12 protein-coding genes are annotated in these 12168 nt (G+C 38.1%); 2 read left to right on the plus strand and 10 right to left on the minus strand.

The genetic code is table 11. From position 1 onward, the window contains the following. Positions 1 to 44: 44 nt before the first annotated feature. The 10 genes from QWZ08_RS01025 to QWZ08_RS01070 all read right to left on the minus strand — a co-directional run bounded on the left by QWZ08_RS01025 (position 45) and on the right by QWZ08_RS01070 (position 11114). Positions 45 to 854: a hypothetical protein gene (locus QWZ08_RS01025; RefSeq protein WP_290335297.1), complete on the minus strand. Its 810-nt coding sequence runs from the start codon at positions 852 to 854 to the stop codon at positions 45 to 47. A gap of 39 nt (positions 855 to 893) precedes the next feature. Next, the gene (locus QWZ08_RS01030; RefSeq protein WP_290335298.1) at positions 894 to 1376 is read right to left on the minus strand and encodes a heavy-metal-associated domain-containing protein; all 483 of its coding nucleotides are present in this window, start codon (positions 1374 to 1376) and stop codon (positions 894 to 896) included. 19 nt (positions 1377 to 1395) lie between these two features. Continuing rightward, positions 1396 to 4428, minus strand: coding sequence for an efflux RND transporter permease subunit (locus QWZ08_RS01035; protein WP_290335299.1), 3033 nt, complete (start codon positions 4426 to 4428; stop codon positions 1396 to 1398). Between the two features lie 20 nt (positions 4429 to 4448). Further along, positions 4449 to 5489 carry an efflux RND transporter periplasmic adaptor subunit gene (locus tag QWZ08_RS01040; protein ID WP_290335300.1) on the minus strand — a complete coding sequence of 347 codons (1041 nt, stop codon included), beginning with the start codon at positions 5487 to 5489 and terminating at the stop codon, positions 4449 to 4451. 10 nt (positions 5490 to 5499) lie between these two features. Continuing rightward, the gene (locus QWZ08_RS01045; protein WP_290335301.1) at positions 5500 to 6885 is read right to left on the minus strand and encodes a TolC family protein; all 1386 of its coding nucleotides are present in this window, start codon (positions 6883 to 6885) and stop codon (positions 5500 to 5502) included. Between the two features lie 11 nt (positions 6886 to 6896). Beyond that, complete coding sequence (locus tag QWZ08_RS01050) at positions 6897 to 7118, minus strand: hypothetical protein (RefSeq protein ID WP_290335302.1); 222 nt, start codon at positions 7116 to 7118, stop codon at positions 6897 to 6899. A 489-nt stretch (positions 7119 to 7607) separates the two neighbouring features. Then, entirely contained in the window at positions 7608 to 8561 is a 954-nt protein-coding gene (locus QWZ08_RS01055; protein WP_290335303.1) for an NAD(P)-dependent alcohol dehydrogenase, read from the minus strand. A 129-nt stretch (positions 8562 to 8690) separates the two neighbouring features. Then, the gene (locus QWZ08_RS01060; RefSeq protein ID WP_290335304.1) at positions 8691 to 9518 is read right to left on the minus strand and encodes a DUF5694 domain-containing protein; all 828 of its coding nucleotides are present in this window, start codon (positions 9516 to 9518) and stop codon (positions 8691 to 8693) included. A gap of 111 nt (positions 9519 to 9629) precedes the next feature. Next, positions 9630 to 10244 (minus strand): hypothetical protein, encoded by a 615-nt coding sequence (locus QWZ08_RS01065; protein ID WP_290335306.1) that lies wholly within the window; start codon positions 10242 to 10244, stop codon positions 9630 to 9632. Between the two features lie 45 nt (positions 10245 to 10289). Next, entirely contained in the window at positions 10290 to 11114 is an 825-nt protein-coding gene (locus QWZ08_RS01070) for an alpha/beta hydrolase (RefSeq protein ID WP_290335307.1), read from the minus strand. Between the two features lie 296 nt (positions 11115 to 11410). On the opposite strand from QWZ08_RS01070, the gene QWZ08_RS01075 reads away from it, so the two are divergent. Together QWZ08_RS01075 and QWZ08_RS01080 are read left to right on the plus strand one after the other, a co-directional pair. After that, complete coding sequence (locus QWZ08_RS01075) at positions 11411 to 11677, plus strand: hypothetical protein (protein ID WP_290335308.1); 267 nt, start codon at positions 11411 to 11413, stop codon at positions 11675 to 11677. 40 nt (positions 11678 to 11717) lie between these two features. Further along, complete coding sequence (locus QWZ08_RS01080; protein WP_290335309.1) at positions 11718 to 12053, plus strand: avidin-fold protein; 336 nt, start codon at positions 11718 to 11720, stop codon at positions 12051 to 12053. Positions 12054 to 12168: the final 115 nt, after the last annotated feature.

Raw genomic sequence — 12168 nt, forward strand, 5'->3', positions numbered from 1 at the left:
GATCCTGGGAGGCTAACGGACATCATAATGTCAAAAACGGACAACTATAAAGCATTAAAGATGTTATGCTCTAACCGGATAAAAAAGCCATTTGGTGCGGTTCTTAATAAACTGCTGCTTATTTGTTTTCTGTAGCCTATGTCTATTCTGCTTTCGCTGTTAAATATCAATTGAATTGAAGGCGCAATATCCAGGTAATATTTTCCTGATCCGGTGTTAACCTGGCTTAAGGTTTCTACCATCAGGTTTATATTTGTCTGATGGTAATTGCTGTATTCCTTCGGTAACATTAATTTACCAATTGATAAACTGTAGTTAATTGCCTTGTTATTTTTTGTGCCATATACATATTTGTTGTTGTTGCCGTTGTCCGATGCTTTTGCCAATGATATGGAAGACGACAAAGCAACCTTATGTAATAATTGAGTAGCGACCATGCCTGTTTCAAAGCCGGTGTTATGGCCGTACATATTGATTTCTTCCTGGTGAATATCACTGTTATTAAAACTCATTGTTCCAAAAGCAGCCATACGGAAATGCTTTTGTACTGCATCATTACTCAGGAACCGGTACTTGGCATAAATACCGCCGCCTTCTTTTTTAAGTTGTTTGGTGCGGTTACTAAAAAAGGCGTTGGCATCGATCATTAATTTCTTCGATATACCGATCCGTATTTCGGGAATAAGATGATAGTTTATTTTTGAAGAGTTGGTTTCATCCATAATAGAATTATCAATCCTGAAACCAATACTTCCTGCGGCCATATTACTGGCCGGTTCCGTCATTGAAAACAATTCCTGGGCATGACAGGACAGGGAAAGAAAAAGCATTCCCAATAAAAGTAACTTCGTCATTGCTTAAATTTTTAGTGATGATATTAACAAATCTGATGGCTACAGACTGACATGAAAGATTTCAGGAGATGAAGCTATAAAAGAATTCATTTTATATTCCTTTGGTGACACAAAGCCCTTGTCCAGTATTTTAACTTGTTTGTCACCGTTTAAAATATACTCTCCGGTATTTACAAAAAGAAATGTTTTATCCTGAAATATAACAGGTTGCCGGTCCTTCACCCGGACATTGTCAAAATGAATATGGGCAACAAAAGCGCAAACAGTAAAGCCTGCACTTTCAACGCTTTTTCTTAGCATGTCAAAATTGATAACACTGTTTGGTTTAAATGAAATCTCAAAAGTGGATGTCTTAATTTTGGCGTCTACCTTTTGAACAAAATCGAGTTTTTTTAATGCTTTGTTAATTGCATTACTGCACATGCTGCATGTTAAACCACTAGCCTGTAAAGAAACGGAACTAACCTGTGCCCTTGCTGTAATTGATACAGCGATGGCAATAAATAGAATAATCTTTTTCATCTTTATAAGTTTTTAAATTTTAAATTTTTGGTGCCAGTAATTTGTATAGAACAGGCGTTACAACCCGTGAAAGAATTAATGAACTGATCAGGCCACCGACCAATACCCATGCAAGCGGAGAATATAAGGGAGAGTGCTCCAGTATAAGTGGAATTAAGCCGCCAATGGCTGTCATAGTGGTTAGAATGATCGGTAAAAAGCGTGTCTCACCCGCTTCGTGAATGGCTTCATCCAATGTCTTTCCCTCACGGCGGAGATGATTGGTATAATCTACTAACAGGATTGAATTTTTTACCTCAATGCCTGCCAGAGCAATAATGCCGATGACCGCAATAAATGAAAGGGTGTTGCCGGAAATTAATAATGCTATTACAGCTCCGATGATTCCAAGAGGTATAACAGAAAGCACGATCAGGGTACTTTTGAAAGTTTTAAACTCCAATAATAAAATTGCCAGGAAGCCAAATACGGTAATGAGTATAATTTTTCCAAGGCCGCCAAAACTATGCGCCTTGCTTTCCACTTCGCCCGCAACCATATAACTAAAGCCCTCAGGCATACGAAGTTTCTCAAGTGATTCCACCACTTTATTAGTAACGGCTTCGGTGTTGAATCCCTGGGCTACTGAACTTGAAATAATGATGTACCTTTTTTTATTGTAGTGTTTGATTGTTGGAACAGAGGTTTGAAAATTAAGATTGGCCAGTTGATTGACGGGCACCATGGCACCAGAATAAGATGGCACATATATTTTATTGAACACATCCAATGTTTGATTTTTTTCCCTACTAAGGCTTACCGAAATAGGATAATCATCTCCTTTTTGATCTTTATAGTTGGCGATATTGATACCTGAAACACCTAAACGTATGGTACGGTCTATCTCTTTCAGCGCAATGCCCAGTAAGGCTGCTTTATCCTTGTTAATATCTACTTTAATATCGGTTTTATAGGTTTGTAAAGGGTTACTCACATAAATCGTTCCTTCGGTAGCTTTGATAATCCCTTCCACTTGTTTTGCCATTTGCTTCAACGAGTCCAGGTCTTCTCCAAATACCCTGATCACAATGGGCGCTTCAATCGGCGGGCCCTGCTCAAATTGCTTTATTTCAATTTTGGCATCCGCCACATTATTGAACCGGCTTCTTAATTGCTGAATCAATTGTTCAATCTCCGGGAAATCCATTTCTTCCAGCCGCACAAATAGTTGAGCATAATTAGGCGATTCATTTTTTTGAGCAATATTGTAATAGATACGGGGATTGCCTTTACCTACATTGCTGGAAACTGACTTCACTTTTTGTTGCGCTGCTATTACATGTTCCACTTCATGGGCAAGGCTGTCCGTTTTATAAATGCTGGTACCAAGCGGCGTTTCTATATTAACCAGAAACATCGGTTTTTCCGATCTTGGGAATAAACTGAATCCAACAACTTTAAACAAAAAGAGGCTTCCAACAAAAAGTGATAAGGCAATACCAAGCGTTGTTTTAGGTTTAGATAAAGCCTTGTCGAGCAGTTTCGAATAAGAGCCGGCAATTATTTTTTGCAAAGCCTGCATAAATATATTCCCTGCCGGGTTGTGGTTTTTTTTGAGCAACCTGCTTGCAAGAAATGGGACAATGGTCATGGAAACAAAAAGGGAAGCCAATACAGTAAAAATAACAGCCATAGGCAGGCAACGAATAAAATCGCCCGAGGTTTCCGGAAGAAAAACGATTGGTAAAAATGCAACAATTAAGATGGCCGTACAACCCAGCACTGCAATTGCAATTTGTTTGGTTCCCTTAATTGCAGCATCCATTCTTGAATATCCGTTGCGTAGATGTCGTTCGATATTTTCCACCACTACGATGCTGTCATCTACAAGCAAGCCCAATGAAATAATTAAACCTACAATGCTCAACTGGTTAATGGTATAACCAAAACTATCCAATAAGAATAATCCGATTGCTATTGAAAGCGGAATGGAGATCATTACAATTACAGATGCCCGGCTACCAAGTGGAATCAGTGTTATAAGCACGAGCAATACCGCTATTAAAAAATCCTTAGAGAAATGAGACAGCCGCCTGCTTACATCTTCAGCTTGCACAAAACCTCTTTCAAGTTTTACAGAAGTTGGCAGTGTCGCAGTAAAACGGGACAAGAGTTTCTCCACCTGTTTGTTGACGGCAATGATATTCGTTTTGTCTTTTTCATTGATTGAAACAAACAATGCTTTTTTTCCGTTGAAGCGGGCTATGTAGGTCTCATCCGCATGTTTCATTTCAACCGCAGCAATATCTTTTAAATAAACAATCCGGTCGGCTGTAGCCAATACAACCGTATTTTTAATTTCATCCAATGAAGCATAATCGCCACTGGTTTTGATATTGAATTTTTTTCCACCTGCATCAACGCTTCCCCCGGGAATATTTTTAGCATCGCTTTGAACGATGGCCAATACAGCATTCAGAGAAAGTTTGTTCTGAGCCATCTTTTCCAGGTCTATTGAAATCCTTACCTGCTCCTGGGGGTAGCCATTTATTTTAACCTTTTTAATATCACTGATTGTTTCCAGGCTTTTTTTCAAACGGTCCGCTTCATCATAAAGTTGCCGGTAAGTGGCACTGTCTCCCACCAAAGCCAGTTGATAAGTATTGATATCAGATGCCGTAATTTTCTGAATATCTATTGACAATAAATCCGCAGGTAACGATGACCTCAAAGCGTTCATTTCCCTTACCACTTCATTGTATTTTTCATCCGGATTTTCTTTGTACATGAATTCCACTTCGGTAACACAAACCCCATCATTGATATCAGAACGGATTCTTTTAATATTATCCAGTTCATTTAATTTTTCTTCAATAGGATCTGCCACCAGTTTCTCCATATCATTTGGACTCGTACCGGGGTAAACCGAAACAACAACAAATGTGGGTGGCGTGAATGTTGGATCTTCGCCTCTTGGCATGTGTAATAATGATCCGAGACCCAGTGCCAGCAGCAATACAAAAATGATGATGGTAAACTGGTAATTTTTAACCGAAAATTCCGTGATTCTCATGATTTAAATTATTAAGATGATTAATGTTGAATTTCTAAGGGGAGCTTGTCAGATAAGTAAGCACCGCCATCAGTAACAACCTCCTGCACATTTTCAAGACCGGACCTGACAGCAACCATATCCTTTAATATGTAGGCGACCTGTACCTTGTGAAGGGTAGCCATTTTTCTATTAAGAGATACAGAAAAAACGTTCGCACTTTTTGCATCAGCTTCGTGAATTGCGGCAACCGGGATAAGATATACTTTGTCTGTTATTGTTGGCAAAATCTGCACTTTACCAATGAGGCCGTTGGCAAATTTTTTTGACCCCGGATTGATTTTTAACTCAATCGCAAAAGTTCCCGAACCCTGGTCTGAAGCTTGTGCTATGTTGGAAACCGTGGCGGGAAAGATTTGTCCCGGGTAAGCATCTAATGTTACTGCTGCTTTATCTCTTAAACGAATGCGGGCCCAGTCTTTATCAGCTACGCCAACGCGAATTACCCAGTCCTCTTCATTGGTAGAATTGATGATATACACGGGCATACCAGGCGCCGCCATTTCGCCCTCGTTGCCTAATTTACTGATGACCCTTCCAGACACAGTGGAGTAAATCGCAGAGTACTGTTTGTTAAACGAGGCTATCTTCAGCGATTCTCCACTCATCTGCAATTCTGTATTGGCATTTTCCCATTGTTCCTTAGTGGTGCCACTGTCTTTTAGTAAGTTATCAGCCCGCAGAAAATCCCGTTTTGCTTTTTTGTAAGCAGATTGAAGTTGGGTAACCTGGGCATCAACCTCCGTCATATTTAACATGGCAAGCAGTTGCCCCTTGTGCACCATCTCGCCTTCTTTAACATACATGCGGGAGATAACTCCACCGGTTTTAAAACTAAGTCTTGCTTCCTTTCCGGAACTAACAATTCCGCTGCTGATAACCGGCACAGCATACTCTTTAAACTCTACTTTTTGTGTTCTTACGGCAATGGGCTGGCTTGGCTTATCTGCAATTGGTTTGTGGTGGCAGGCTTGCAAAAGCAACACCATCGCCACCAGTTTTAATAATAGTTTCTTTTTCATTTTTTGTTGTTTATGTATTTGGGAAAATGTAAGATGCAGTTGCTCTTTCAACCTCTGCTTGCTTGATTAATATGTCTGTCTGGTTCGTTTCAAATTCAAGCCGGCTGTTAATCAGCTGTGTAAAGGCATCCAGTAATTCGATACTTAATGCCTGGCCCTGGCGATACCGTAGTTGGGTTTCCCTGTAAATTTCTAAAGCGAGTTGCTGATTGGATTTTGAAGCGGTTAATTTAGCCAGTGCAGAATTTAGTTCCAGCTTTTTGTTGATAGTTTCTACTTCAATCTGCCGCGTTGTTTCAGTTAATTGTACCTGGAGCATTTGAAAATCGGTGGCTGCCTGTTTTGCTCGGCTGGATGTTTTTGAACCATTGTAAATAGTCCATTTTAGTTGTACGCCGCCAAACAGGTATGCATTGTCTGAATTCATTTTATAATTACGCCCCTGGATACCTGCATTGAAAAATGCTCCTACCTGTGGCAACCAGGCGGCTTTTTCTTTTTTTACTAACAGCGCCGATTGCCTGGTCAGACTTTGAACAAGGCTGATTTCTTCTCTGCCAAACCTATTTTCTTTTAAATTATCCTTTGCCGCAAGATTAGATGTTTGGTAAAAACCAGCGTCTGTGACAATCGATGCATCCAGTGGTGCATTGATCAAAAAATTAAAATAAGCTGCCGCTGTCTTCGATTTATTTTCTGCTTCTAAAAGCAAAGCGGCGTTGCTTGAGAGTTGCACCTGTACTTTCAGCAGACTACTTTTTAAAGCCCTTTCATTCCTGATCAACACTTCAGTGTACCTGATATTATCCCGTAATAGCTCACCGGCATTTTTATAGATTTCGATCATTTGCTGCGCCAGCAGATAATGATAATAAGCTGCCTGGATATCTTTTATCAGTTCCCGCTTATACACATTTACTGCTGCCTGTTTTTCTGTAATTGCTTCTTTTCGTATCAGGTTAAAATACCTGATCTCCTGGTTTACCAGGGAAACATTCGTTTGAATCCTGGTATCCTGGAAAACAGGTTGCATCAAAGCGAATTGTTGATTCTTCACCATCTTAAAATCAGTTGACGCAGTTAGTTTATTAAGACTTGCATAAGCACTGTTCAGCAAATCACCAAGTGGCAGATCTATTGACCGACCTCCTTTTGCTAAATTGTAATCACTTTGAAAACTAATGGTTGGTAAATAAAAACTCCTGGCTTCCTGGAGGGCAAGGTGCGATTTCTGAAGGTCAAACTGCTTCTCCTGCATTGCTAAATTATTTTTTAAGCCAAGCCTGATATATTGTTCCAGCACCTTACCAGGATTTACTACTTGCTGGGCAAACAACATAAGGTAACCAGGCCAAAGTAGGAGAATAATGACACCAGTCAATTTTAACGCTTTCATGATTTATAATTTTAAAAGTGGAGTAAATCCGTTAAAAACAGAACCTTGTCAATATTTTCTTTCGGCGTTTTTACTTTGGATTGGATGCTTGTTTTTGTTGGCTCCTTAATAATATTCCGGGATGTATTATTTACAGGAACGGTTTCACTTCCGCGATTTAATTCGGCTGTAATACATACCGGGAACATTGCTAATAAACCAAAAACCTGGATTGCAAATACTACTTTTTTCATTTTTATTTTATTTAGTTGTTATTTTATGATGTAAAGGTAGAGCGGCTTTCAGCGGCCGGAAGGACAGGCTGATGTCAAAAACGGACAAGAAAAAAATAAGCATGTTGGAAAATAAAAAATATCCATTTTGACATGGATATTTTTACGCAGAGTGGAAGACAACTGGCAAATTGAAAAAGCTATTATCGTTGGTGCTAAGCGATGATATAAATCAGTGTAGATTAAATACAGGCTGAGGAAAAATAAAAAAAGGGGAGGCGTTTATTATCAACAATTTCCTTCATTGCAGTTTTAGTAATCCTTTCAATTTATTTTATCCAGACTGCACTTGTTAGTAAAAAATCACTTTTGGTTATTGATATTCTATATTGTTCCGGAGTCAGGAATATTGTTTTTAGCATGCACAATTATCTTAACACGAATGCCTGAAATTACTAATTGCGCTGCTATGGTTTCTCTTCAGAAATGGATAGCGTATAGGTTTTTATATTAGACTTCGATTGCAACATTTCCTTTCTTATGTCCTTTGTCAACATAAGCGTGCGCTTCTGCAATTTGCTCCAATGAATAAGTTCTGTCAATTACAGGTTTCAATTTATCTGCTTCAATAAGCACCTTTAGAAAATTAATATCTGCTGCTGTATGACTAATTACACCTGTGATTACCTTTTTGTTACTTGTCATCGAAACCCAAAAGCCCTGCAGCATTTCTGACATTCCTGCGGCGCTAAGAATCATGATGCCATTTTTATTAAGTGATTTCAAACTTCGAAAAACAGGTATTGTTTTCACTGTATCAAAGATGACATCATAAGTTTCCCCATCTTTGGTAAAATCCTCCTGTGTATAATCAATTACTTTATCTGCTCCGATCGATTTTACTAAAGCAATATTTGCAGTGCTGCAAACACCGGTAACATTGGCTCCAAATGACCTGGCCAATTGAACGGCGGCACTTCCCACTGCACCGGAAGCGCCTACTATAAGCACTTTTTGCCCTTTTTTTATTTTTGCTTTTTTTATAAAATGCAATGCTGTAACTCCACCAAAAGGAATTACTGCTGCTTCCTTATGAGAAATATTAGCAGGTTTTAAAGCCAAAGACCCATTTTCGGGCAGACATTTATACTCAGCGTAGGAACCAAAACTCATATCCGTATGACCAAACACAAAGTCACCCACTTTAAACTTTTTTACATCTTTCCCGATACTTTCAACTTCGCCTGAGAACACACTTCCAAGAATATTAATTTTTGGTTTTGTCAAGCCGAAAAAAAATCTCACTGCAAATGGATCGGCTTTTCGCAATCTCACATCACCTGAATTGACTGCGGTGATTTTAACCCTTAATAGAATTTCATTATCCTTTGGAGTTGGCTTTTCAACATCATTAACCTGGAGCACCTCTGGCGAACCATATTGAATGTAGACGGCTGCTTTCATTGTTATTTGTTTTATTTAATTATTGCAATGGATTAATGCAGATGAGTCATTTACTGCTTTCGTTGACCTTGGTTAGAAAATGAAAAATTATTTTTAAAGTATCGGCAAGCCCTTCACGTTAGCGGATATTTATTGTAAGTAATCGTTTACTTTAAGCAATTGGTATTCCGGGGAAGCGTCGAAAAATGAATTTAATAGGGTCATATGCCCTGCACCAAAGATAACCAATACTCTGTCCGCTGGTGTTGTGTTTAATTTTTGAATATTTCTGAAAATTCTCAAATTTCTATTGAACCACCAACCTGTAACAAAGTCTGGCCCGAAAAATTTATTGTCGGTGGTTTCATACTTGAAAATACCAATCAAATAGGTGCCCAAATCTGATTTGATATTTTGGGGATCATTTTTTTGTATGAGTTCTGCCTTAATACCTTTTGTTTTGAAAATTGGTTTTGGAAAATATCGTTTTAAAGTATCCGCACATTGATTAAAATAGTTCATGAATTTTTTATTCTCCATGGTGTCCTTTCCCTCCAAAACTTTGTTCAGCGCCTCATAGTCTGTTCCCCAGGCGTTAACACAATTGAGTCTTTTCAGGTGCATCATTTTCGCAATCCTGAATCCAATTTGTTCTTCTTCACCCCGTTTTAAATTATAGTGGCCTTGCAAATATTGATTATACAATGAGTCATATTTAGCTTGTTTCTCCGGATCTTCTTCAATGGCGATAACGGTGGGTTTAAACTTAGCAATCCGTGCAACAATGTCTTCAATTTCCTTTTGATATTTAGGGTCAAGTACATCAATCTGGTCATCTTTGGTAGTTTTTATTAAGTCTAAATTGTGAAAAGCAAAATGGAATGACCCCAATGTCAATACCTCCACCTTTTTTTGGGGCTGTGCAAATGTACTAGCGATGAGGAGTGACAATATCACAGTTAGATTAAGTTTCATCATGTTTTATTTAGAAGCGTTGTTGGAATTGGTTATGGTTACGCTGACGGCAATTATATCAACAGGTAGTTTAGTTACTCAAATTCAGGCTCAACAAAATTATCAGCACTGTTTTTATTTAATTTTTATGCCTGCACCAAATTCTAAAGCAATATTATTCATATTGCCATCCACAGCGGAAATATTAGTGGCTTTAACAGGCCAGGGATAAAGTGGTACATACATACGAAAACTGAAAAAATACTTTTTTACGCCCTTCTTCAGGCTATACATCAATCCATAATCAGGACTTAAAGCGTTTACTCCTGCACTTACATTTTTGTTATCTGGATTAAGTAAAATTTCCTTAAAGGAAGTATATTTTATACCAGCCATTAATAGAAATGTATTGGAGCTTCTTTTTGAATAGAATGTAGTACCTACGCCAAACTTTTGGTTAATGGAATAATTGTATTCAGTTTTGATACCATTAAAATTTCGCTGAAGTAAATTGTTGATATTATAAGACGAATGTGAAGCAAAGGCAAGATGTTTCTTAGGATTCCATTGAACCAGGTTTGTGATGAGTAAATCTGTTCCAAAATTAGAATGGATACCAATGCCCAGCTCAATGGTTAATTGCCTTACTGCAAAATGTTTTTCTTTTATTGCCTGTTTTTCTGTTTGTGCAAGACTATTACTAAAGGTTAACACTGATATAATGAAGAATAAAAATTTATGCTGTTTCATATAAATGATGTTTTAGAAAGTGAATTAAATGAATGCTGATTGCTATTACTTGTTTTGAAAATAGAAATGGAGGCCCTTTTCTATATTTGGATTTCTTGACCCCAGATGATCTAAATTCTTTTCATGATTTTTTTCGAGTTTAATATCAGAATAGTTTTTTTGCAGCGCTTGGTAAAATGCCTCAAAAGGGGCTTGCATCCTTCCTGCATTTTCTGCTTCGCCGATGCCCATAAATACCAGTTGTTGTCTTGTTTTATTATCGTTCCTGTTATCCTTTTCCTGCCGTAAAGCAATAAGATCATCAAACCAAAATGAAGGGCTCAGTAAGATATAATTACCAAACAATTTATTATGAATACTAAAAGCATATCCACCAAATAAACCTCCATATGAGTGACCAAGAATTACCCTGCTGGCTCGGGCAGTATCTACCTTATAATCCTGCTCAATTTTGGGTATTAATTGCGTTTTAATAAAATTCAGGAATTGAGGAGCACCGCCAGTTATTGAGCTAATTTTTGTTGGAGTGTAATCTATACTGCGGTCTTGCCCGTACCCAATGCTTACAATCACTACATTTTTAACAGCAAGGTTATCGGAAATTTCTTTGCACTTATTAGCGACGAAATCAAAAATATCATTCCCGTCCAACACATAGATAGTTGCATATTTTTCCACCAGGGGATTGTAATTGGCGGGTAACCCAACCCTGATTTGATAGGAGGCATCGTTTGCAGCAGATTGTAAAGTAAACTCTTTTGTTGCACCTGAGTTGAAGGATTCTTTTTTGCATGAGCCAAGTAGAAAAAGCAACATAATTGCACTTGTTGATGCGAAGATTTGTGTGAGTAAAATTGCTTTCTTTTTCATTTTTATATTTAATTGGTTATCGTATGATGCAAAGCTACAGCGGCTTTCATCCTTCGAAGGGACAGTTTGATGTCAAAAAAGGACATGCTGAAAAAATGCCGGTAGCAAATAGTAGGTTATAAAAAATAGTGTTTGTGATTGAGCCTTTTTTAAATTTTTACCGGCGGGTAAGGGCAGTGGATTTTCCGCTTTCTGTTGGCATCGCTGTAAACGCAACTCCAGGTTAGCAGCAAAGCCTGCAACCTTTTCCTGCCGCAGAGGTACTTTAAAACGCCTCTTCAAATTTTTATGTAAGCATGGGTTTAACCGCTGGTTCTGTAGTAACAACCAGCGGTCACGGTGTAAGCAAAGCGGTTTACCTGAATGATATTGCCAGCAATATCCAGTTTTATAACAAGGTCACCAGGTACACCCGTCTATATTATGCAGACTTACCTTTGCTGGCCGCCCTTAAACTGGGAAAACGATGGTCTGTTGAGGATGGCCTGCAGGCATCGGTATTATTAAATATAAACAGTAAAGAGGCCATTGATAAATATGATTTTCAGATGGTTATAATCTAATTTTTTACGCATTCATTGAATAAATCTGTATTGACCATTTATGATTAATTATAACGGCAAAATATTTTCGCCTGCTAATAATAAAACTGGCGGTGATTTCAGTACAGAAACTTTCTTTGTATTCAGGCAAACAGGCAACATCCTTAGCTCAAATTATTCAGGTGAGAATATCGTAAGGGGACAAGTACTTACCATTGTTGGCAATGACGGTAGTATGGAGATGAACTATCAACATGTAACCACCCAACTGGTGTTAATTGCAGGAAGCGGTAAGTTTATCCCGGAATTATTACCAAATGGAAAAATAATGCTCAACGAAAAAAGGAAATTAGTTGACGGAGATTTTGTGCAAGGGGATTTGATTATTGAACATTGATTTTGAGGGGTTTGATTATATTGCAAAAAGGAATCAATAAAAAAGTTTTTACTACGATATTCCCTGGCTTGGCAGCACAAAAATATCGTTGAACAAGACTTCCTGAAAGTTATAC

The organism is Ferruginibacter paludis, from assembly GCF_030409685.1.
Classification (GTDB): domain Bacteria; phylum Bacteroidota; class Bacteroidia; order Chitinophagales; family Chitinophagaceae; genus Ferruginibacter; species Ferruginibacter paludis.

Coding starts and splice junctions, on each gene's coding strand:
- QWZ08_RS01025 (WP_290335297.1), bottom strand. CDS start 854: ATGACGAAGTTACTTTTATTGGGAATGCTTTTTCTTTCCCTGTCCTGT.
- QWZ08_RS01030 (WP_290335298.1), bottom strand. CDS start 1,376: ATGAAAAAGATTATTCTATTTATTGCCATCGCTGTATCAATTACAGCA.
- QWZ08_RS01035 (WP_290335299.1), bottom strand. CDS start 4,428: ATGAGAATCACGGAATTTTCGGTTAAAAATTACCAGTTTACCATCATC.
- QWZ08_RS01040 (WP_290335300.1), bottom strand. CDS start 5,489: ATGAAAAAGAAACTATTATTAAAACTGGTGGCGATGGTGTTGCTTTTG.
- QWZ08_RS01045 (WP_290335301.1), bottom strand. CDS start 6,885: ATGAAAGCGTTAAAATTGACTGGTGTCATTATTCTCCTACTTTGGCCT.
- QWZ08_RS01050 (WP_290335302.1), bottom strand. CDS start 7,118: ATGAAAAAAGTAGTATTTGCAATCCAGGTTTTTGGTTTATTAGCAATG.
- QWZ08_RS01055 (WP_290335303.1), bottom strand. CDS start 8,561: ATGAAAGCAGCCGTCTACATTCAATATGGTTCGCCAGAGGTGCTCCAG.
- QWZ08_RS01060 (WP_290335304.1), bottom strand. CDS start 9,518: ATGATGAAACTTAATCTAACTGTGATATTGTCACTCCTCATCGCTAGT.
- QWZ08_RS01065 (WP_290335306.1), bottom strand. CDS start 10,244: ATGAAACAGCATAAATTTTTATTCTTCATTATATCAGTGTTAACCTTT.
- QWZ08_RS01070 (WP_290335307.1), bottom strand. CDS start 11,114: ATGAAAAAGAAAGCAATTTTACTCACACAAATCTTCGCATCAACAAGT.
- QWZ08_RS01075 (WP_290335308.1), top strand. CDS start 11,411: ATGGGTTTAACCGCTGGTTCTGTAGTAACAACCAGCGGTCACGGTGTA.
- QWZ08_RS01080 (WP_290335309.1), top strand. CDS start 11,718: ATGATTAATTATAACGGCAAAATATTTTCGCCTGCTAATAATAAAACT.